This window comes from Streptomyces javensis (assembly GCF_039525925.1).
In the GTDB taxonomy this organism is placed as follows: Bacteria; Actinomycetota; Actinomycetes; order Streptomycetales; family Streptomycetaceae; genus Streptomyces; species Streptomyces asiaticus.
The window spans coordinates 54,791-73,301 of sequence record NZ_BAAAIF010000040.1 but is presented as its reverse complement, the minus strand read 5'-3'; the positions used below and the strand labels follow the sequence as shown (position 1 = coordinate 73,301).

General features: G+C 70.3%; 20 protein-coding genes. 10 read left to right on the top strand and 10 right to left on the bottom strand.

Features of this window, described 5'->3' with window-relative positions; genetic code table 11:
• Positions 1-147: 147 nt before the first annotated feature.
• Both ABD329_RS29845 and ABD329_RS29840 read left to right on the top strand, forming a co-directional pair.
• Positions 148-768 carry a DUF47 domain-containing protein gene (locus tag ABD329_RS29845; protein WP_191068290.1) on the top strand — a complete coding sequence of 207 codons (621 nt, stop codon included), beginning with the start codon at positions 148-150 and terminating at the stop codon, positions 766-768.
• A gap of 8 nt (positions 769-776) precedes the next feature.
• Positions 777-1,775 (top strand): inorganic phosphate transporter, encoded by a 999-nt coding sequence (locus ABD329_RS29840; RefSeq protein ID WP_198275369.1) that lies wholly within the window; start codon positions 777-779, stop codon positions 1,773-1,775.
• A gap of 181 nt (positions 1,776-1,956) precedes the next feature.
• On the opposite strand, the gene pstB is transcribed toward ABD329_RS29840, so the two are convergent.
• From pstB to pstS, 4 genes are all read right to left on the bottom strand, one after another.
• Complete coding sequence (gene pstB / locus ABD329_RS29835; RefSeq protein ID WP_198275368.1) at positions 1,957-2,733, bottom strand: phosphate ABC transporter ATP-binding protein PstB; 777 nt, start codon at positions 2,731-2,733, stop codon at positions 1,957-1,959.
• A 26-nt stretch (positions 2,734-2,759) separates the two neighbouring features.
• On the bottom strand, positions 2,760-3,824 hold the full coding sequence (gene pstA / locus ABD329_RS29830) for a phosphate ABC transporter permease PstA (protein ID WP_198275367.1): 1,065 nt from the start codon (positions 3,822-3,824) through the stop codon (positions 2,760-2,762).
• Positions 3,821-4,810 carry a phosphate ABC transporter permease subunit PstC gene (gene pstC, locus ABD329_RS29825; RefSeq protein ID WP_198275366.1) on the bottom strand — a complete coding sequence of 330 codons (990 nt, stop codon included), beginning with the start codon at positions 4,808-4,810 and terminating at the stop codon, positions 3,821-3,823. The genes pstA and pstC overlap by 4 nt, the downstream gene beginning before the upstream one ends.
• Positions 4,811-4,927: 117 nt before the next feature.
• Positions 4,928-6,052, bottom strand: a complete 1,125-nt coding sequence (gene pstS / locus ABD329_RS29820; RefSeq protein ID WP_198275376.1) for a phosphate ABC transporter substrate-binding protein PstS — start codon at positions 6,050-6,052, stop codon at positions 4,928-4,930.
• Between the two features lie 468 nt (positions 6,053-6,520).
• Here pstS and ABD329_RS29815 point away from each other — a divergent pair, with 468 nt between their 5' ends.
• Positions 6,521-7,612, top strand: coding sequence for a C40 family peptidase (locus ABD329_RS29815; RefSeq protein WP_309142609.1), 1,092 nt, complete (start codon positions 6,521-6,523; stop codon positions 7,610-7,612).
• Positions 7,613-7,692: 80 nt separating this feature from the next.
• Here ABD329_RS29815 and ABD329_RS29810 read toward each other — a convergent pair whose 3' ends face one another.
• Positions 7,693-8,217 carry an O-acetyl-ADP-ribose deacetylase gene (locus ABD329_RS29810; protein WP_198275364.1) on the bottom strand — a complete coding sequence of 175 codons (525 nt, stop codon included), beginning with the start codon at positions 8,215-8,217 and terminating at the stop codon, positions 7,693-7,695.
• A gap of 233 nt (positions 8,218-8,450) precedes the next feature.
• Here ABD329_RS29810 and ABD329_RS29805 point away from each other — a divergent pair, with 233 nt between their 5' ends.
• On the top strand, positions 8,451-9,677 hold the full coding sequence (locus tag ABD329_RS29805) for a PP2C family protein-serine/threonine phosphatase (RefSeq protein ID WP_198275363.1): 1,227 nt from the start codon (positions 8,451-8,453) through the stop codon (positions 9,675-9,677).
• Positions 9,678-9,756: 79 nt separating this feature from the next.
• Here ABD329_RS29805 and ABD329_RS29800 read toward each other — a convergent pair whose 3' ends face one another.
• From ABD329_RS29800 to ABD329_RS29790, 3 genes are all read right to left on the bottom strand, one after another.
• On the bottom strand, positions 9,757-10,101 hold the full coding sequence (locus tag ABD329_RS29800; RefSeq protein WP_037955086.1) for a DUF2516 family protein: 345 nt from the start codon (positions 10,099-10,101) through the stop codon (positions 9,757-9,759).
• A 120-nt stretch (positions 10,102-10,221) separates the two neighbouring features.
• The gene (locus ABD329_RS29795; RefSeq protein WP_198275362.1) at positions 10,222-10,914 is read right to left on the bottom strand and encodes a hypothetical protein; all 693 of its coding nucleotides are present in this window, start codon (positions 10,912-10,914) and stop codon (positions 10,222-10,224) included.
• An 18-nt stretch (positions 10,915-10,932) separates the two neighbouring features.
• Complete coding sequence (locus tag ABD329_RS29790; protein WP_037954988.1) at positions 10,933-11,346, bottom strand: helix-turn-helix domain-containing protein; 414 nt, start codon at positions 11,344-11,346, stop codon at positions 10,933-10,935.
• Between the two features lie 240 nt (positions 11,347-11,586).
• Between ABD329_RS29790 and ABD329_RS29785 the strand changes: the two genes are divergently transcribed.
• The 4 genes from ABD329_RS29785 to ABD329_RS29770 all read left to right on the top strand — a co-directional run bounded on the left by ABD329_RS29785 (position 11,587) and on the right by ABD329_RS29770 (position 14,961).
• Positions 11,587-11,943, top strand: a complete 357-nt coding sequence (locus tag ABD329_RS29785) for a YciI family protein (RefSeq protein WP_198275361.1) — start codon at positions 11,587-11,589, stop codon at positions 11,941-11,943.
• 116 nt (positions 11,944-12,059) lie between these two features.
• Positions 12,060-13,280, top strand: coding sequence for an RNA polymerase sigma factor (locus ABD329_RS29780; RefSeq protein ID WP_198275375.1), 1,221 nt, complete (start codon positions 12,060-12,062; stop codon positions 13,278-13,280).
• A gap of 113 nt (positions 13,281-13,393) precedes the next feature.
• Entirely contained in the window at positions 13,394-14,272 is an 879-nt protein-coding gene (locus ABD329_RS29775; protein ID WP_198275360.1) for an oxidoreductase, read from the top strand.
• 140 nt (positions 14,273-14,412) lie between these two features.
• Positions 14,413-14,961, top strand: coding sequence for a GNAT family N-acetyltransferase (locus ABD329_RS29770; RefSeq protein ID WP_198275359.1), 549 nt, complete (start codon positions 14,413-14,415; stop codon positions 14,959-14,961).
• An 8-nt stretch (positions 14,962-14,969) separates the two neighbouring features.
• Here ABD329_RS29770 and ABD329_RS29765 read toward each other — a convergent pair whose 3' ends face one another.
• Both ABD329_RS29765 and ABD329_RS29760 read right to left on the bottom strand, forming a co-directional pair.
• The gene (locus ABD329_RS29765; protein ID WP_198275358.1) at positions 14,970-15,791 is read right to left on the bottom strand and encodes an NAD(P)H-dependent oxidoreductase; all 822 of its coding nucleotides are present in this window, start codon (positions 15,789-15,791) and stop codon (positions 14,970-14,972) included.
• 109 nt (positions 15,792-15,900) lie between these two features.
• On the bottom strand, positions 15,901-16,650 hold the full coding sequence (locus ABD329_RS29760; RefSeq protein ID WP_198275357.1) for a TetR/AcrR family transcriptional regulator: 750 nt from the start codon (positions 16,648-16,650) through the stop codon (positions 15,901-15,903).
• A 121-nt stretch (positions 16,651-16,771) separates the two neighbouring features.
• Between ABD329_RS29760 and ABD329_RS29755 the strand changes: the two genes are divergently transcribed.
• Entirely contained in the window at positions 16,772-17,761 is a 990-nt protein-coding gene (locus ABD329_RS29755) for an ATP-binding cassette domain-containing protein (RefSeq protein ID WP_198275356.1), read from the top strand.
• Positions 17,754-18,497 (top strand): ABC transporter permease, encoded by a 744-nt coding sequence (locus tag ABD329_RS29750; protein WP_198275355.1) that lies wholly within the window; start codon positions 17,754-17,756, stop codon positions 18,495-18,497. The genes ABD329_RS29755 and ABD329_RS29750 overlap by 8 nt, the downstream gene beginning before the upstream one ends.
• Positions 18,498-18,511: the final 14 nt, after the last annotated feature.

Sequence of the window (18,511 nt, the reverse complement as noted above, 5' to 3'; positions counted from 1 at the left end):
GGTATATGGTACCGCCTTTTCCGGTCGAACCGGGCCCCCGTGCTGAGCACTCTGCCCAATGGGCGACACTGGGAACGCCGGTTACCGTGGCCGGAAGATGCGCCTAGCATCGTCGAGTCCCCATCCGCTGCATTCCGAGGATCCCCAGTGCGCTTTCGTCTGACCCCCAGGGAGACGAGCTTTTACGACATGTTCGCCGCGTCCGCGGACAACATCGTGACCGGCTCCAAGCTCCTGATGGAACTGCTCGGGGCGGACTCCTCCGCTCGTGCCGAGATCTCGGAGCGGATGAGGGCCGCGGAGCACGCGGGGGACGATGCCACGCACGCGATCTTCCACCAGCTGAACTCCTCCTTCATCACGCCGTTCGACCGCGAGGACATCTACTCCCTGGCCTCGTCCCTCGACGACATCATGGACTTCATGGAGGAGGCCGTCGACCTGGTCGTCCTCTACCAGGTCGAAGAGCTGCCCAAGGGCGTCGAGCAGCAGATCGAGGTGCTGGCGCGGGCGGCCGAGCTGACCGCCGAGGCGATGCCGAATCTGCGCACCATGACCAACCTCACGGAGTACTGGATCGAGGTCAACCGGCTGGAGAACCAGGCGGACCAGATCCACCGCAAGCTCCTGGCCCACCTCTTCAACGGCAAGTACGACGCCATCGAGGTGCTCAAGCTCAAGCAGATCGTCGATGTGCTGGAGGAGGCGGCCGACGCCTTCGAGCATGTGGCGAACACGGTCGAGACCATCGCCGTCAAGGAGTCCTGAGCCCGGGCATGGACACCTTCGCGCTTGTCGTGACCATCGCGGTCGCGCTGTTCTTCACCTATACCAACGGCTTCCACGACTCGGCCAACGCCATCGCGACCTCGGTCTCCACCCGGGCGCTGACCCCACGGGCGGCGCTCGCGATGGCCGCCGTGATGAACCTCGCCGGTGCCTTCCTCGGCAGCGGTGTCGCCAAGACCGTCAGCGAGGGCCTGATCGCCACCCCCACCGGCGACCAAGGCATGATGATCTTGTTCGCCGGACTGGTCGGCGCGATCACCTGGAACATGGTGACCTGGTACTACGGTCTGCCGTCCTCCTCCTCGCACGCGCTGTTCGGCGGGCTGGTCGGCGCGGCGCTCGCGGGGGCGAGCACGGTCCACTGGGACGGGGTGCTGGAGAAGATCGTCATCCCGATGGTCCTCTCGCCCATCGTCGGCCTGGTGCTCGGCTACTTCGTGATGGTGATCATCCTCTGGATCTTCCGTGACGCGAACCCGCACAAGGCCAAGCGCGGCTTCCGGATAGCGCAGACCGTCTCGGCGGCGGGCATGGCGCTCGGCCACGGCCTCCAGGACGCCCAGAAGACCATGGGTGTCGTGGTGATGGCCCTGGTCATCGGGGGTGTCGAGGACGAAGGCGACGCGATTCCGGTGTGGGTGAAGATCTCCTGCGCCGCGATGCTGTCGCTCGGCACCTACGCGGGCGGCTGGCGCATCATGCGCACGCTGGGACGGCGGATCATCGAGCTGGACCCGCCGCAGGGGTTCGCGGCGGAGACCACGGCGGCAGGCGTCATGTACACGGCGTCGTTCATGTTCCAGGCGCCGATCTCGACCACCCATGTCATCACCTCGGCGATCATGGGTGTGGGGGCGACCAAGCGGGTCAGTGCGGTCCGCTGGGGGGTCGCGAAGAACATCATCCTCGGCTGGTTCATCACCATGCCCGCGGCGGCCGGAGTCGCCGCCCTCAGCTACTGGATCGTCAACCTGGCCTTCGGCTGACCGCCGCGCGCCGCACGCCGCACGCCACACGCCGCGCGCACAGGAGCACGCACAGAAGCACGCACCGCACACGAAGTGGGCCCGCCCCCGGGAGCCAGGGGCGGGCCCTTCGTCTTGCGGTGGCACCGCCATGCAGCACCGCAGGACGTTCTGTCCTCGCCGGTCGTGCGAGGGGCCTGGGTCAGCCGAAGCGGCCGGAGATGTAGTCCTCGGTCGCCTGCACCGACGGGTTGGAGAAGATCCGCTCGGTCTCGTCGATCTCGATGAGCTTGCCCGGCTGGCCGACACCGGCCAGGTTGAAGAAGGCCGTACGGTCCGAGACGCGCGCCGCCTGCTGCATGTTGTGCGTCACGATGACGATCGTGAAGCGCTCCTTGAGCTCACCGATCAGGTCCTCGATGGCGAGCGTGGAGATCGGGTCGAGCGCCGAGCAGGGCTCGTCCATCAGCAGCACATCGGGCTCGACCGCGATGGCGCGGGCGATGCACAGTCGCTGCTGCTGACCGCCGGAGAGCCCGGCGCCCGGCTTGTTGAGCCGGTCCTTGACCTCGTTCCACAGGTTGGCGCCCTTGAGGGACTTCTCCACGACGTGTCCGAGCTCGCTCTTCTTGTACGAGCCGTTGAGCTTCAGCCCGGCGGCCACGTTCTCGAAGATGGACATCGTCGGGAACGGGTTGGGGCGCTGGAAGACCATGCCGACCGTGCGCCGCACGGAGACCGGGTCCACCCCCGAGCCGTAGAGGTTCTCGTCGTCGAGCATCACCTTGCCCTCAACGCGTCCGCCGGGGGTGACCTCGTGCATCCGGTTGAGGGTGCGCAGGAAGGTGGACTTGCCGCAGCCCGACGGGCCGATGAAGGCGGTCACCGAGCGGGGCTCGACGGTCATCGAGATGTCCTCGATGGCTTTGTGGCTGCCGTAGTAGGCGGTGAGCCCGCTGACGTCGATTCGCTTGGCCATGTGAATCACTTCTCTTCTTCTTGGCCTCAGCGGCCGGACTTCGGGGCCTTCCAGCGGGCGATGCCGCGGGCCACCAGGTTCAGGATCATGACGAAGGCGATGAGCACGAGCGCCGCTGCCCAGGCCCGGTTGAAGGAGGCCTCGTTGCCGAGCTGCCACTGCTCGTAGATGTAGTAGGGCAGCGACGACTGGGCGCCTTCGAACGGGTTGTTGTTGATCCCCGTGGCACCGAAGACCAGCAGCACGATGGGCGCGGACTCACCGGCGATACGGGCGACCGCGAGCATCACACCCGTGGTGATCCCGCCGATCGCGGTGGGCAGCACCACCTTGAGGATGGTGCGCCACTTGGGCACGCCGAGCGCGAGGGACGCCTCGCGCAGCTCGTCCGGGACCAGCTTGAGCATTTCCTCGGTCGAGCGGACGACGATCGGCATCATCAGGATGGCCAGCGCCATGGCACCGGCGAAGCCCGAGTAGCCGAAGCCGAGAATGATGATCCAGAAGCTGAGGATGAACAGACCGGCGACGATCGAGGGGATACCCGTCATCACGTCGACGAAGAAGGTGACGGCCTTGGCGAGCCGGCCGCGGCCGTACTCCACCAGGTAGATGGCGGTCAGCAGGCCGATCGGAACGGCGATGAGCGCGGCGAGGCCGACCTGCTCCAGGGTGCCGATGATCGCGTGGTACGCGCCACCGCCGGGCAGGATCGTCTGCACGCCCTCCATGGAGTGGGCCAGGAAGTAGCCGTCGAGCACCGTCCGGCCCCGGTCGATGGTCTCCCAGATCAGGGAGAGCAGCGGGACGACGGCGAGCAGGAAGCAGACCCACACCAGGCTGGTGGCCAGCCGGTTCCTGGCCTGCCGACTTCCCTCGACCACGGCGCCGAGGGCGTACGAGGCGATGATGAAGACCAGGGCGGCGAGCAGGCCCATCTGGAACGGGTTGCCCATTCCGAGGGCGGTGCCGAGGCCCGCTCCCAGGCCCAGCGAGACCACGACCAGGGCGTACGGGGCCCACCCGGGCAGCCGCGCCTGCTGGAGGCTCGAGCCGTGGCGCGTGGCGTTCTTGTCAACGACAGTGCTCATGCGGCGGTCCCCGAGTACTCCTTGCGGCGGGCGATGATCATTCGCGCAGCGCCGTTCACCAGCAGGGTGATGACGAACAGCACCAGACCGGAGGCGATCAGCGCGTCACGGCCGTCGTTGCCGGCTTCCTTGAAGCGGCTGGCGATGTTCTGGGCGAAGGTGCCGCCGCCCGGGTCCAGCAGGCTGGTCCCGATCAGGAAGTTGGGGGACAGCACGGTGGCGACCGCCATGGTCTCGCCCAGCGCACGGCCCAGACCGAGCATCGAGGCGCTGATGATGCCGGAGCGGCCGAACGGGAGGACGGCCATCCGGATGACCTCCCAGCGGGTGGCGCCGAGCGCCAGCGCCGCCTCCTCGTGCATCTTCGGGACCTGCCGGAACACCTCGCGGCTCACGCTGGTGACGATCGGCAGGATCATGATCGCCAGCAGGATGCCGACGGTGAACAGGGAGCGCGCGGCGCCGCCCTGGTAGCTGAGGATCCCGGTCCAGCCCAGGTAGTCGTCGAACCAGGTGTACAGCCCGGTCAGATGCGGCACCAGGAAGAGCGCGCCCCACAGGCCGTAGACGATGCTGGGGACCGCGGCGAGCAGATCGATCACATAGGCGACCGGGGTGGCCAGCCGGCGCGGGGCGTAGTGCGAGATGAACAGCGCGATGCCCACCGCGATCGGGACCGCGATGAGCATGGCGATGATCGAGCTGACGATCGTGCCGTAGGCGAGGACGGCGATGCCGAACCGCATCGGCGAGGAGCCGGTGTTCCACTCGAAGTACGTGAGGAAGTTGGCCTCGTCCTTGGAGATCGCGATGGCGGCGCGGTAGGTGAGGAAGGCCGCGATGGCCGCCATGATCACCAGGAGAGCGATACCGGAACCCCGGGAGAGGGCGAGGAAGATCTTGTCGCCGGCGCGGCCGGTGGAGCGGGTCCTGACCTTGGACGGTGACCCTGCGGCTGATGATGTGGGTTCTATATCCGTTTTCATGAGTTCTCCGGTCTGCGGAGCCTGCTGCGGAGGAGGCTCCTGGTGCGGCGGTGCACCGGACGGTGCGGCTGACTCCGCCGTGGCGATCGCCCCACGGCGGAGTCAGCCGCACTCGGGTCAGGAGAGGCTCTTGACGCTCTCGCGGACCTTGTTGGCGATCTCGGTCGGCAGCGGGGCGTAGCCCAGCTCCTTCAGCGAGGTCTGGCCGTCCTCGCTGGCGACGTAGGTCAGGAAGGACTTGGTCGCGGGGAGGGTGCTCGCCTTGTTGCCCTTGTCACAGGCGATCTCGTAGGTGACCAGGGTGATCGGGTAGGCGCCGTCGGCCTTGGTGTCGTAGGCCAGGTCCAGGGCCAGGTCGCTGCCGGTGCCCTTGATCTTGGCCTCGGAGATGGCCTTGGAGGCGTTCTCGACGGTGGCCTGGACCGGGGCGGAGGCGCCGGTGTCCAGGTCGACGGTCTTGATGCTGTTCGCGGTCGCGTAGGAGAGCTCGAAGTACGAGATCGAGCCGGAGACCTGCTTGACCTGCGAGGAGACACCGGAGGAGCCGTCGGCCGACTGGCCGCCCTCGCCCTCCCACGCCTTGCCCGGCTCATGCGGCCACGCCTTGGGCGCGGCGGCCTTGAGGTACTTGGTGAAGTTGTCGGTGGTGCCCGACTCGTCGGAGCGGTGGAACGCCTGGATCTTGAGGCTCGGAAGCTTCGCGTCCTTGTTCAGCGCCTTGATCGCGGGGTCGTCCCACTTCTTGATCTCGGAGTTGAAGATCTTGCCGAGGACCTCGGCGTTCAGCGTCAGCTTGTCCACGCCGGGCACGTTGAAGCCGACGGCGATCGGGCCGCCGACCATCGGCAGGTCAATGGCCTTGCCGCCCTTGCAGATCTTCTCCGAGGACTTGACCTCTTCGGGCTTCAGCGCCGAGTCGGAACCCGCGAAGGCGGTCTTGCCCTGGAGGAACTCCTGGATGCCCGCGCCCGAGCCGGTGGCCTTGTAGTTGAGCTTGGTGTCCTTGCACGCCGCCCCGTAGGTCTTGATCCACAGGTCCATGGCGTTCTTCTGCGCGGAGGAGCCGGAGGCCAGCAGCTGCCCCTTGCCGTCGCACTTGATGTTGGAGGCGGCCTTGGAGTCGCCACCGCCGCCACCACCGCTGTTGTCGTCGGAACCGCACGCCGTGAGGACAAGGGCGCCGGAGACAGCGAGGGCACCGGCGGCGATGGCGCGAAGCCGGTTCTTGCGCTGAAGCTTCACTTTCAGGAGTTCCTTCCAGAAGCCGCCGGTGGGGGACGGCGCGAGATGGGTGGAGCGCACTTGTTGCGGCGTGCGCCGGAGCCGTACTCGGCTCCCGCTCAGTAGGGCCGAAATTAGGCAGATCAGGTGAAGCGGCCTGAGGGGGTGAGTTAACGGATGGTGAACCTCGGCCGTCAGTGTGGTGGCCATGTCACGGCCAGGTCACGGCTGGATCGCGGTGAGGGTGACCCCCTCGCGGAGGTCGGCCGAGGCCCGTCCGACACCTGTGCGGCACCCGTTCGGTGAACCGGATCGGGGTGGCTGCCGGCGTAACCGCCGCGTGTCTCTGTCGGATTGCGGTACGGCATGTCACTATCCGTCCCTACGTGCCGGTACGTCAGGTCTGGCGCGCTAGAGGGACAGGAGCGCGCACGGCCGGAGCCGAACGAGAGGAGACCGCGGGTGAGGCGGGACGGGAGAGGGAGGGGTGTGAGCGTCGCCGCGGCCACCGCGCTCGTCTGCGCGCTGGGACTGTCGGCCGTGCCGGAGACGGCGTACGCCGCGCCCGGCGAGCCGGGGCCGACGCCGGGCGGCGGGTCCGGTGGCGGGTCCGGTGGCGGGTCCGGTGGCGGCGGGGCCGGGGACCACGGCCTGGAGGCGGTCCGTCAGGAGGTCGAGGGGCTCTACCGCAAGGCGGAGTCCGCCACCGACGCGTACAACCTCGCGCGGGAGAAACAGGCCCGGCAGGAGAAGTCCATCCTGGGGATCGCCCGGGCCGTGGTGAAGGCCCAGAAGGAGATGGCCGGACTGCGCAAGCGGGCCGGGGCGATGGCCCGGGCCCAGTACCGCGGCGGCGGGATGCCCGCGGAGGCGCGGCTGTTCCTCAACGGCGACCCGGGGGACTTCCTCGACGGCGTCACGCTCGCGCGCAAGGGTGAGAAGGCGACCCACGGTCTGATCGGCCGTCTGGCGCGCACCCAGGTGGCGCTGGACCGCTACGCCGAATCGGCCTCCCAGGAGTGGGAGCGGCTGGACCGGAGCCGGGCGAAGAAGGCGGCCGCGAAGAAGGAGATCCTGCGCAAGCTGGCCCGGGCGCAGCGGCTGGAGTCCCGGCTGGCGAAGGACGAGCGGGAGCGGCTGCGCCGGCTGGAGGAGGACAAGGCCCGTGGCGCGCAGGCGAAGTGGCTGGACACCGGGATACTGCGGGAGCTCGGCGGCGGCGCCACCGCGAAGGGCGGGCGCGCGGTCGACTTCGCGAAGGACCAGCTCGGCAAGGACTATGTGTGGGGCGCGGTGGGCCCGAACACCTACGACTGTTCGGGGCTGACCCAGCGGGCGTGGGCGGCGGCCGGCCGGGCGATCCCACGGACCTCGCAGGAGCAGTGGCGGCTGCTGCCGAAGGTGGGCGTGAAGAACATGCGCCCGGGTGATCTGATCATCTACTTCCGGGACGCGAGCCATGTGGGGATGTACGTGGGCGGCGGCGCGATCATCCACGCCCCCCGCCCCGGCCGCCAGGTGACGGTCGCGGGCGCGGGTTCGATGCCGATCCTGGGCGTGGTGCGGCCGGACGCGAGGTAGCCCGGCCGCCGAGGGCTCGGGCGGGCGGCAGCCAGGCCAGCCGAGGGCTCGGGCGGGCGGCAGCCAGGCCGGCCGAGGGCTCAGGCCGGGGGCAGCTCGTTCAGGGCCGTCTCGAAGGCGTCGTACGCGCGCTGGTCGAAGAGGACGAAACGGGCCTCGGTGACCGAAGTGTCCGTATCGCGCACGGTGGTGAGCGCGATCCGGGCCGCGTCGTCGAGCGGCCAGCGGTAGACGCCCGTGGAGACGGCCGGGAAGGCCACCGTGAGGGCGCCCAGTTCGTCGGCGACCCGCAGCGACGCGCGGTAGCAGGAGGCGAGCGTGGCCGAGCGGTCCTCGGTCGCGGAGAAGACCGGTCCGACCGTATGGATCACCCAGCGGGCGGGCAGCCGGCCGGCCGTGGTGGCGACCGCCTCACCGGCCGGAAGTCCCTTGCCGTAGCGGGATGCGCGCAGATCGCGGCATTCATCCAGAATGTCGGGTCCGCCCCGCCGATGGATGGCTCCGTCGACGCCACCCCCTCCCAACAGGGAGGAGTTGGCCGCGTTCACGACCGCGTCGACGCTCTGCTCGGTGATATCGCCCAGCGCCAGCGTGATGTTCGTCATCTCGGGATTGTCTCCCGGGCCGCCAAGTGCCGCATGACGTGCGGCATATGACAAAAGTCGGTGCCTGGAGGTCATTCCGTGAAACGGCCGCCTAGCGCTAAGGTCGCCTGGCAGTATCCGGTACCCGCGCCCTGGCGTCGCTGAAACCGACCAGTCGGTGTGCGTATCGGAATCCCAGCAGCGCTCCACCGTTCGGCGGGGTGCGCCCTCGGGGGGAGGGAAGGAATCGAGCGATGTCCGTACCCGTGCCGAGGCAACGGGAGGCACCGGCCCAGTCGGCCGGTCCAGCCACCCTGCCCGACAACGGGCTCACCCTGCTGGTGATCGAGGACGATCCGTCCGGTGCCTTCAACGTTCCCGAGATGCTGGACACCGAGGGTAACCGGGTCCGCATCCGTACGGCCCGCAACCTCACCGAGGCCAGCCGGCTGCTCACCGACGGGGTGCAGTGCATCCTCCTGGCTCTGCCGGGCCCGTGCCACGACGGCATCGACTCGCTGGCCACGCTGCGCGACGTGCTGAGGCTCGCGCCCTCGCACGCCGTCCTCGTGCTCACCGCCGAGGACGACGCCGAGCGCGCCGCCGAGGCGGTGCGGGTGGGGGCCCAGGACTTCCTCTTCCGCGGTGAGCTGGACGGCCGGATCCTCAGCCGCGCCATCCGCTACGCCGTCGAGCGCAAACGCTCCGACCTGGCCCAGCGCCAGCTCACCGAGTCACGGCTGCGCGCCCAGGAGAACGCCCGGCTGGAGCGCGGACTGCTGCCCACCCCGCTGCTGGACGGCTCGGGGCTGCGCTTCGCCGCCCGCTACCGGCCCGGCCGCAGCCGGGCCCTGCTCGGCGGCGACTTCTACGACACCGTCCGCACCCCGGACGGCACGGTCCACGCGATGATCGGCGACGTCTGCGGCCACGGCCCGGACGAGGCCGCCCTGGGCGTTGAGCTGCGGATCGCCTGGCGCGCCCTGACCTTCGCCGGGCTCTGCGGCGATCAGCTGCTCGGCACCCTTCAGCAGGTGCTGGAGAACGAACGCGCCGACGATGAGATCTTCGCCACACTGTGCACGGTGGATATCGCCCCGGACGGCCGTCGGGCCGGGGTCTGCCTGGCCGGGCACCCCTCACCGCTGGCGATCCGCCCGAGCATGGCGCCCCGGCTGCTGCCCACCGACGAGAACGGCCCGGCGCTGGGTCTGCTGCCGAACGCCCGCTGGCCGCGCCGCGAGGTCGAGCTCGGCGGGGCGTGGAGCCTGATGATGTACACCGACGGGCTGATCGAGGGCCGGGTCGGGCAGGGGGTGCAGCGGCTCGGGCAGGAGGGGATGGTCGAGATCGTGGCGCGCCAGGTCGCGGAGGGACGGCGCGGTGAGGAGCTGCTGGACGCGACCGTCACCGAGGTGCGGTCGCTGAACGGCGGGGAGCTGACCGACGATCTGGCGGTGCTGCTGCTGGACCGCGGCTGACCGGCCGCGGCCCGGGCCCGTTATGAGGTCGGCCGCTCGTCGTGTCGCTCGTAGCTCGTCATGAGGTCCCTCGGGCCCGCTATCGGCCGTTGAAGGGACCGTAAGGGCCGTCCGAGCTGGAGCCGCGGCCGCGCGGCCAGCGGCGGCCACCGCCGGAGACCTGCCGCAGCGCGGGCCGGACGTCGACGATGTACACGATCGTCGCGATCAGGCCGATGATCGGCAGGAAGTCCAGGATTCCCATGAAGAAGTTCACCGCGGCCGCGAGACCGAGGATGATCAACCAGAATGCCTTGGTCTGCTTGTCCGCCGCTCGATACGCGTCCTCCCGGCGGATCGCCGAGTCGACGAAGGCGAAGAGGCTGAAGAGGAGCAGGGCCCAGGAGACCCAGTACATCAGCTTGCCGAAGCCTTCAACCAGCACGCCGTCCACCGCCTAGAAGATATGTATGGGAAGCGTCTCTGCGGGCCACCGTACCCGCCCACCGGGCCGGGCACGCAGGCTATACCTGCCGCACCCGGCCCGGTCGTGGACGTGTGCGCGTCAGCCGGCCGACTTCGGCTCCGGCTTCTTGGCGGCTGGGGCGGGCTTGTTGCCGCGGGCCGGGGCCTTCTTGGCCTGGGAGGCCGACGAGGCCGCGGACGTCTGAGCGCCCGAGTGGCCGGAGCCGCTCGACGCGGCCGGGGTGGCCGGGGTGGCCGGCTTGGCCGGGGACTTCGGGGCCTCCTTGGACGAGTCCATGGCGACCGAGTGCGACGGCGCCTTGGACCGGGCGGCGTGGCCGTCCCGCTCGCCCTTGGGCTCGATCGCGTCGGCGATGTCGACGACCTCGTCGGCCGCCTCACCGCGCCAGGTCCGCACGACCTCCTGGCCGTGCTCGGCCACCTCGTCGTACCGCTCCCGCGCCTTCACGGCGAACTCGGCGGCCCGGCCCACACCCTGGAGGGCGAGCTCCTGCGCTGTGTCGCGCAGTCGCTTGATGTCGGTGTCGATGGTGCCCAGCATCTCGGTGAGCTTGTCCTGGGCGCCCTTGGCCTGCTGGGAGACCCGCTCCTGCACGACCTTGGGGTCGGTGTTGCGCACCGCGTTCAGGCGCTCCGGGGCCTCGGCGACGATCTTCTCGACGAACGACGGCACCTCCTTGAGCTTCTGGGCGGCGATGTCGGCCGTGCCCGCCATGAAGTACAGCGGGGTCGGGTCGGTGAGGGTCTTGCGTACGTCGTCGGTGATGGCCATGGTGATGGTCCTCCCGGATCAGTTCGAGGGTGCGGCGACGTCGGCGCCGGTGTCAGGGGTGTCGGAGGCGTTGTCCGAGGCGGTCTGGAGCCCGTTCTCCTTGCGGAAGGACTCGTAGATCTGTAGCAGGACCTGCTTCTGCCGCTCGTTGATCGAGGGGTCGGCGAGTATCACGCTGCGCACCTCGGTCTCCTCGCGGTCCCGCTCGTCGAGGATCCCCGCCTGTACGTACAGGGTCTCGGCGGATATCCGCAGCGCCTTCGCCAGCTGTTGCAGGATCTCGGCGCTCGGCTTGCGCAGCCCGCGCTCGATCTGGCTCAGGTACGGATTGGACACCCCGGCCGCATCGGCCAGCTGCCGCAGCGACAGCTGCGCGGTGCGCCGCTGCTCGCGCAGGAACTCGCCGAGGTTGCCGACGTTGAGTGATGCCATGCCTCGATGCTGCAACAGGTGTGCTAACTATTGCAAGCACTTGCTTGCAATAGTGGCGCGTGTCATGCGGGGCCGTCCGTGCGACCCCGCTCGGGTGTGAGCGCGTCGGTGCGGCCCGGCCAAAAAGTTTCGTGAGGTCTGTCGATCCGGGCGGGGCCCGTTCGACGCAGGGGTGAGAGGCGGGGCAAGCCCCCGGCCTCCGTTCCGACATCCCGATCCCGTTCCGCATGAGGAGTCACCATGCCGCGCTATCTGTCGATGATCCGCGTCGATGAGCAGAACGCCCCCGCCGAGGGCCCCAGCCCCGAGCTCATGGAGCGGATGGGCGAGCTGATCGAGGAGATGACCAAGGCCGGGGTCATGCTGGACACGGCCGGGCTCACCCCGACCTCCGACGGCACCCGGGTCACCTGGTCCGGCGGAAAGATCAGCTGCACCGACGGGCCCTTCACCGAGAGCAAGGAGGTCATCGGCGGCTACGCCCTGCTCCAGGCCAAGGACAAGGCCGAGGCCCTGGAGTGGACCAAGCGGTTCCTGCGGGTCCACGAGGAGTTCTGGACCATCACCGTCGAGGTCCGTGAGGTTGTCGAGGCCTGAGCCGGTAATGCTTGCTCCGTCCCCTTACGGCTGCTCTTATGGTGGCCGTGACGGCAGCAAGCCCGGCCGATGCGGCGAAAGCGGCTGAAAGCGCCCGGAGTGGCGCAACCGCCGATATCGCCGGAACGGTCGAAACGGTCTTCAGGATCGAGTCCGCGCGGATCATCGCAGGCGTCGCCCGCATCGTGCGGGACGTCGGGCTGGCCGAGGAACTCGCGCAGGACGCCCTGGTCACCGCGCTGGAGCGGTGGCCGGAGTCGGGTGTGCCGAACAATCCGGGCGCCTGGCTCATGGCCACCGCCAAGCACCGCGCGATCGATCTCGTACGCCGTAAGGAGACCTACGCGCGCAAGCTGGCGGAGGTCGGGCGGGCCCTGGCGGACGTCTCACCGCCCGACCCGGCGGATCTCGCCGGGACCCCCGAGGACATCGACGACGATCTGCTGCGGCTGATCTTCACCGCGTGCCATCCCGTGCTGTCCACCCAGGCCCGGGTCGCGCTCACCCTGCGGCTGCTTGGCGGGCTGACCACGGAGGAGATCGCCCGCGCGTTCCTGGTCCCGGAGTCCACGGTCGCCCAGCGCGTCGTCCGGGCCAAGCGGACGCTCGCCAAGGCCGAGGTCCCCTTCGAGGTGCCGTACGGCGACGACCGGACCGCCCGGCTCTCCTCGGTCCTGGAGGTCATCTACCTCGTCTTCAACGAGGGCTACTCCGCGACCGCGGGCGACGATCTGGTGCGCCCGGCGCTGTGCGAGGACGCGCTGCGCCTGGCGCGGGTGCTGGCGGGGCTGCTGCCCCAGGAGCCCGAAGCGCACGGGCTGGTCTCGCTGCTGGAGTTCCAGTCGTCCCGGATCGCGGCCCGCACCGGCCCCGGCGGTGAGCCGGTGCTGCTCGCCGACCAGAACCGCACCAAGTGGAACCGCCTGCTCATCCGCCGGGGCGTCGAGGCGTTGCAGCGGGCGGGCCAGGGCCCGTACTCCCTCCAGGCCGCCATCGCCGCCTGCCACGCCCGCGCGATCCGCTACGAGGACACCGACTGGACGGCCATCGCCGCCCTCTACGGCCGGCTGATGGCGCTGACCCCGTCCCCGGTGGTGGAGCTCAACCGGGCGGTCGCCGTCGCGATGGCGGAGGGGCCCGCGGCGGGTTTGAAGCTGGTCGAGGCGCTGGCTGAGGAACCGGCCCTCAAGGACTACCACCTGCTGCCGAGCGTCCGCGGGGATCTGCTGGAGCGGCTGGGGCGGCATGCGGAGGCCCGGGCGGAGTTCGCCCGCGCGGCGGCCCTGACCCGTAACGCCCGTGAGCGGGCGCTGCTGCTGAAGCGGTCGTCGGGCTGAGCTGATCCTGCCGGGCCGGTCCGGCCCCATGGGGCCGGTGCGGTCTCATCGGGCCCGGGTGATCTCGTCGGGCTGATCTTGTGGTGGGGGCGAAAGGGTGCGCATGCTGCCCCATGACCTCATCCTTCTCAACCTTGATCCCGTCGTCGTACCCAGCGTCACCGGCCGATCGGCTGGGCTTCGGGGCCATGCAGCTGCCGGGGCGGTGGAGCGGTCCCGTCGTCGAGCGGGCCACGGCCGTGGCAGTCGCACGGCGCGCCGTGGAGCTGGGCGTCCGTCATATCGACACCGCCGCCTTCTACTTCTCCGCCACCGAGCGGGCCAACGACATCCTGCGCGAGGCCCTGCACCCGTACCCCGAGCACCTCACCATCGCCACCAAGATCGGGCCGCTGCGCACCGCGACCGGGGAGATGTACGCGGAGGCGCGGCCGGAGCAGCTGCGGGGGCTGGTGGAGGAGAACCTGCGGCAGCTGGGCGTGGACGCGCTCGACCTGGTCCACCTGCGGGTGGGGCGGCTCAAGGCGGTGGGCGGGGTGCCGATCGGGGAGCGGTTCGGCGCGCTGGCCGCACTGCGGGAGGAGGGGCTGGTGCGGGAGCTCGGGGTGAGCAATGTGAGCGCCGAGCAGCTCGCCGAGGCCCGCGCGATCGCGCCCGTGGCGGCGGTGCAGAACCGGTTCGGGGTGCTCGATCAGGCGGACGGGGCGCTGGTGGACGAGTGCGCCGCGGCCGGGATCGCCTACATGCCGTTCTTCGCGCTGGGTGGCGGCCACACCGGTCTGGAGAGCGAGAACCTGCGGACGGTCGCGGAGCGGCACGGCGCGACCGTGCATCAGATCGCCCTCGCCTGGGGCCTCGCCCGCTCGCCCGCGATCATCCAGATCCCCGGCACCAGCTCACTGGCCCATCTCGAGGAGAACATGGCCTCGGCGCGGATCGCCCTCGGCGAGGACGACATGGCGCTGCTGGAGCCGGTGGCGTCGGCGGGCTGACGCCGGGCCGGGCCGACGGGCCGGCCAAGGCGGCCGGCCGGGCGGGACGGGTCGTGACCTGGGCGCGAGGCCGTTGTCGTACCCCCGTGGTCGAATGACGGAAGGCGGGCGCGGAGTGCGCCGACGGCGGGAGGTGGCCGATGTCCGGTGGGGCGAGCGGAGTGCGGGTGCGGCTCGAGCCGTGGGAGGACAGCGCGGTCTGCCTGGGGCTACTGCGCCGCGTCAACAGTCCGGAGATGACCAGCCACCTGGGCGGGCCGGAGAGCGAGGAGCGGCTCCTGGTCCGCCACCGGCGGTATGCCGAGCTGACCGGGCCGGGCGCCGGGCGGATGTACCGGGTCGTGCTGCCGGAGGAGGACGAGGGGGACGAGCGGGGCGAGGGGGACCGGACGGCCGGCAGCATCGGGTACTGGGAGCGGGAGTGGCGGGGTGAGTCGGTGTACGAGACCGGCTGGGCCGTGCTGCCGCCGTTCCAGGGGCGGGGGATCGCGGCCGCGGCCGCGAGGGAGGTGGCGCGGGCGGCCGCGGCGCAGCGGACCCATCGGTATCTGCACGCGTATCCGTCCGTCGGCCACCCCGCGTCGAACGGGGTGTGCCGCAAGGCCGGGTTCACGCTGCTCGGCGAGTGCGAGTTCGAGTATCCGGTGGGGACGATGATGCGGTGCAACGACTGGCGGCTGGAGCTGTGACCGCCTGCTTAGCCGCGCCCGGCAGGCTGCGTGTCCTCGGTGCCTTCGGCGGCCGGGGTGCGGGGTTGTGCGTAGTGCACGGAGAGTCCGGTGCGGCCCGGCAGGAGGTCGGGGCGGAGCACCAGGCGCTCGTCGTAGTCCCCGCCGTTCTGCCGGCGGAACGGAATCGGCTCCTCGGTCGGCAGGGCGGCCAGCCGCTTCCGCAGCTCGGCGGCATGGGTCTCGTACACCTCGGCCGGGACCCGGTCCGCGCCGTACACCACATACGGCGGCAGCACGGACATCCCGCTGTACCAGAAGGTGCCGTGGTGCAGCGGGAACAGCAGATCGCCGAGCTCGCCGTTGACACCGCGCGGCCCCACGGTGGCCTCGGGCGCCCCGGCGGTCAGCACCACCATCGCGCGCTTACCGGCCAGTTTGCCGTCCCCGTAGCGCAGGGTGCGGCCGTCCGGCCCGACGACCCCGTACGCGAAGCCCTTGACGAAGACGCGGTCGAACCAGCCCTTGAGGATGGCGGGCATCCCGTACCACCACAGCGGGAACTGCACGACGAGCGCATCGGCCCAGGCGATCTTCTCCTGCTCGGCGCGGATGTCCTCGCTGAGCGTCCCCGTGTCATAGGCGCGCCGTGAGGCGGACCCGACGATGAGGCGTTCGTCCGCGTCATGCCGGAAGTCGGGACCGTCGACCACGGGGTTCCAGCGCATCGCGTAGAGATCGGACAGCCGGTACTCATGGCCCGCTTCGCGCAGGGCGCGCAGCCCTTCGTCGCGCAATGCCCCGCTGAGGGAGCGCCGTTCGGGGTGGGCGAATATCCACAGCACGTTCATGCCCACCATGCTCGGAAATCGGCCCCCCGGCCGACGAGTGGCCGGATGGCCAGGATGTACAAGAATCTGGCCAGTCCCGTGGGCATGTGGAGCGCAAGGGCGCGGGCGGTCAGCTCCGCGCGCTGATCAGCGCCTCCACCCCGTCGAGGATCCGCTCCAGGCCGAAGACGAACTCGTCGTCGGGTCCGCCCGGGGTGTCGAACTCACCGGTCCGCAGCGCCGCCGTCACCGCCGGGAAGCGCTCGGCGTCGGTCAGCTTCTCCAGCAGCCTCGCCCAGGACGCCATCGAGGACTCGATGCTCTGCCCGCTGCGCCGTTGGGCCGCCAGGAGGTCGAAGGTCATCCGTGCCTCGTTCCGGACGAAGCCGCTGACCAGCATCAGCACGGAGACCTTCTCGCCCTCGCTGAGGTTGGTGCGGCGCAGACAGGCCAGTCCGCGCTCCATCCAGGCCACCGAGTTGGGCGTCGAGGGCGGGGTGCTTATGGGGACGTTCACCACCCATGGGTGGCGGGCGACGGCGGTGCGCAGCGCCCAGGCCCAGTCGGTGAACCCGGTCCGCCAGTCCTCCGCCGGTTCGCCGGGCGGGGGTGGGCCGTAGGCGGCGTCCTCCATCAGCGTCAGCAGCTCGTCCTTGGCCGAGACATAGCGGTACAGGGACATCGTGGAGACGCCCAGCTCGGCCGCGACCCGGCTCATGGAGACCGCGCCGAGGCCGTCCGCCGAGGCGATGCCGACGGCGGCGTCGACGATCCGGCCCAGGGTCAGCCCGGGGCGGGGTCCCTTGCCCGGGCGTTCCCGCAGTCCCCAGGCGGCCTCGATGCTCGCCGGCAGGCCGGTGCCGCTCTCCTCGGTGGCCATGGCCTCGGGATCCTCCGTACCTACGTGCGCTGATGGGTGGCTCGATTGACCGCCATCCTAGAGTTGTGTATACCCTACGCAGTAGCGTGTATGGCATACGCAGAAGGGGAGCGGGGGAATCATGGCCCATCGACCAGCCATCGAGGCGAGCGGCCTCGAGAAGTCCTACGGGGCGGTGAAGGTGCTCAGGGGCGTCGATCTGTCGGTCGCGCCCGGCAGCGTCTTCGCGCTGCTCGGCCCCAACGGGGCGGGCAAGACCACGACCGTGCGGATCCTGGCCACGCTGACGCCACCGGACGCCGGGCGCGCCCGGGTCGCGGGCCTCGACGTCGTCGCCGAACGCCGCCGGGTCCGCCGCGCCATCAGCCTCACCGGCCAGTACGCCGCAGTGGACGAGATGCAGACCGGCGAGGAGAACCTGCGGATGATGGGGCGGCTGACCCGGCTCGGTCGCGCCGAGGCCCGCAGCCGCGCACTCGAACTGCTCGAACGCTTCGACCTCGCGGGCGCCGCCCGCCGCACCGTGGGCACCTACTCGGGCGGGATGCGCCGCAGGCTCGACCTCGCCGCGGGCCTGGTCGGCCACCCCGAGGTGATCTTCCTCGACGAGCCGACCACCGGACTCGACCCGCGCAGCCGACAGGCCATGTGGGAGGTGGTCAAGGGACTGGTGGCGGATGGGGTGACGGTCTTCCTCACCACCCAGTACCTGGAGGAGGCCGACCAACTCGCCGATCGCGTCGCCGTGGTGGACGGCGGCCGGGTGGTGGCCGAGGGCACCCCGGCCGAGCTCAAGGAGCGCGTGGCCGGGCAGCGGCTGGACCTGGTGTGCGGCGATGTCACGGCGTACGAGACGGTCGCGCGCCACTTGGGCGTACGGCTCGTCCGGAGCGACGCCGACCGGTTGACGCTGGGCGTCGCGACGGACGGCAGCGCCGCCCATGTGCGCGCCCTGCTCGACGAGATCGACCCGGGGCGGTGCGCCGTGGACCGCTTCACCGTGCACGGCGCCACGCTCGACGATGTCTTCATGGCCCTGACCGGCCATGACGCCGGGGGCGGGAGCCCCATGGGTGAGGCTTCGGACGAGAAGGAGACGGCCGGTGTCTGACGCGATCGTTCTGACCGGCCGCACCATCCGGCTGAGCAGGCGCAATCTCGACGCGGTGCTGACCGCCATGTTGCTGCCGATCATGCTGATGCTGGTCTTCGTCTACTTCTTCGGCGGCGCCATCCACACCGGCACCGAGTACGTCACCTATGTCGTCCCCGGAGTGATGCTGCTGTGCGCGGGCTTCGGCTCGGCCACTACGGCGGTCACCGTCTCCAATGACATGACCGGCGGCATCATCGACCGCTTCCGGTCACTGGACATCGGCGGCACCCCGATCCTGGCGGGCCATGTGGCGGCGAGCGTGCTGCGCAACACGGTCGCGACCGCGATCGTCTTCGGGGTGGCCTTCCTCATCGGTTTCCGCCCGGCCGCCGGTCCGCTCGACTGGCTGGCCGTGGCCGGGATCCTGCTGATGTTCATCCTCGCGATCTCCTGGCTGTCGGCCTGCTTCGGCCTGATCGCCAGGTCGCCGGAGGCGGCGGGCGGGTTCACCTTTCTGATGATGTTCCTGCCGTATCCCAGCAGCGCGTTCGTGCCCATCGACACCATGCCGGGCTGGCTGCACGGGTTCGCGGAGCACCAGCCGGTCACCCCGGTCATCGAGGCCCTGCGGGGGCTGCTGCTGGACCGGCCGGTCGGCGACAGCGCCTGGCAGGCCCTGGTCTGGTGCGGCGGAATCCTGGCGGTGGCGGCCGGTCTTTCGGGCGTGCTCTTCCGCCGCCGCACCGGCTGAGCCGCTGAGCCGCC

Bases quoted from the DNA above. Each gene is read 5' to 3' on its own strand.
- ABD329_RS29775 (WP_198275360.1), top strand. From the start codon at position 13,394: ATGACCTCATCCTTCTCAACCTTGATCCCGTCGTCGTACCCAGCGTCA.
- pstB (WP_198275368.1), bottom strand. From the start codon at position 2,733: ATGGCCAAGCGAATCGACGTCAGCGGGCTCACCGCCTACTACGGCAGC.
- pstA (WP_198275367.1), bottom strand. From the start codon at position 3,824: ATGAGCACTGTCGTTGACAAGAACGCCACGCGCCACGGCTCGAGCCTC.
- ABD329_RS29755 (WP_198275356.1), top strand. From the start codon at position 16,772: ATGGCCCATCGACCAGCCATCGAGGCGAGCGGCCTCGAGAAGTCCTAC.
- pstC (WP_198275366.1), bottom strand. From the start codon at position 4,810: ATGAAAACGGATATAGAACCCACATCATCAGCCGCAGGGTCACCGTCC.
- ABD329_RS29810 (WP_198275364.1), bottom strand. From the start codon at position 8,217: ATGACGAACATCACGCTGGCGCTGGGCGATATCACCGAGCAGAGCGTC.
- ABD329_RS29840 (WP_198275369.1), top strand. From the start codon at position 777: ATGGACACCTTCGCGCTTGTCGTGACCATCGCGGTCGCGCTGTTCTTC.
- ABD329_RS29795 (WP_198275362.1), bottom strand. From the start codon at position 10,914: ATGGCCATCACCGACGACGTACGCAAGACCCTCACCGACCCGACCCCG.
- ABD329_RS29785 (WP_198275361.1), top strand. From the start codon at position 11,587: ATGCCGCGCTATCTGTCGATGATCCGCGTCGATGAGCAGAACGCCCCC.
- ABD329_RS29765 (WP_198275358.1), bottom strand. From the start codon at position 15,791: ATGAACGTGCTGTGGATATTCGCCCACCCCGAACGGCGCTCCCTCAGC.
- ABD329_RS29770 (WP_198275359.1), top strand. From the start codon at position 14,413: ATGTCCGGTGGGGCGAGCGGAGTGCGGGTGCGGCTCGAGCCGTGGGAG.
- ABD329_RS29790 (WP_037954988.1), bottom strand. From the start codon at position 11,346: ATGGCATCACTCAACGTCGGCAACCTCGGCGAGTTCCTGCGCGAGCAG.
- ABD329_RS29805 (WP_198275363.1), top strand. From the start codon at position 8,451: ATGTCCGTACCCGTGCCGAGGCAACGGGAGGCACCGGCCCAGTCGGCC.
- ABD329_RS29760 (WP_198275357.1), bottom strand. From the start codon at position 16,650: ATGGCCACCGAGGAGAGCGGCACCGGCCTGCCGGCGAGCATCGAGGCC.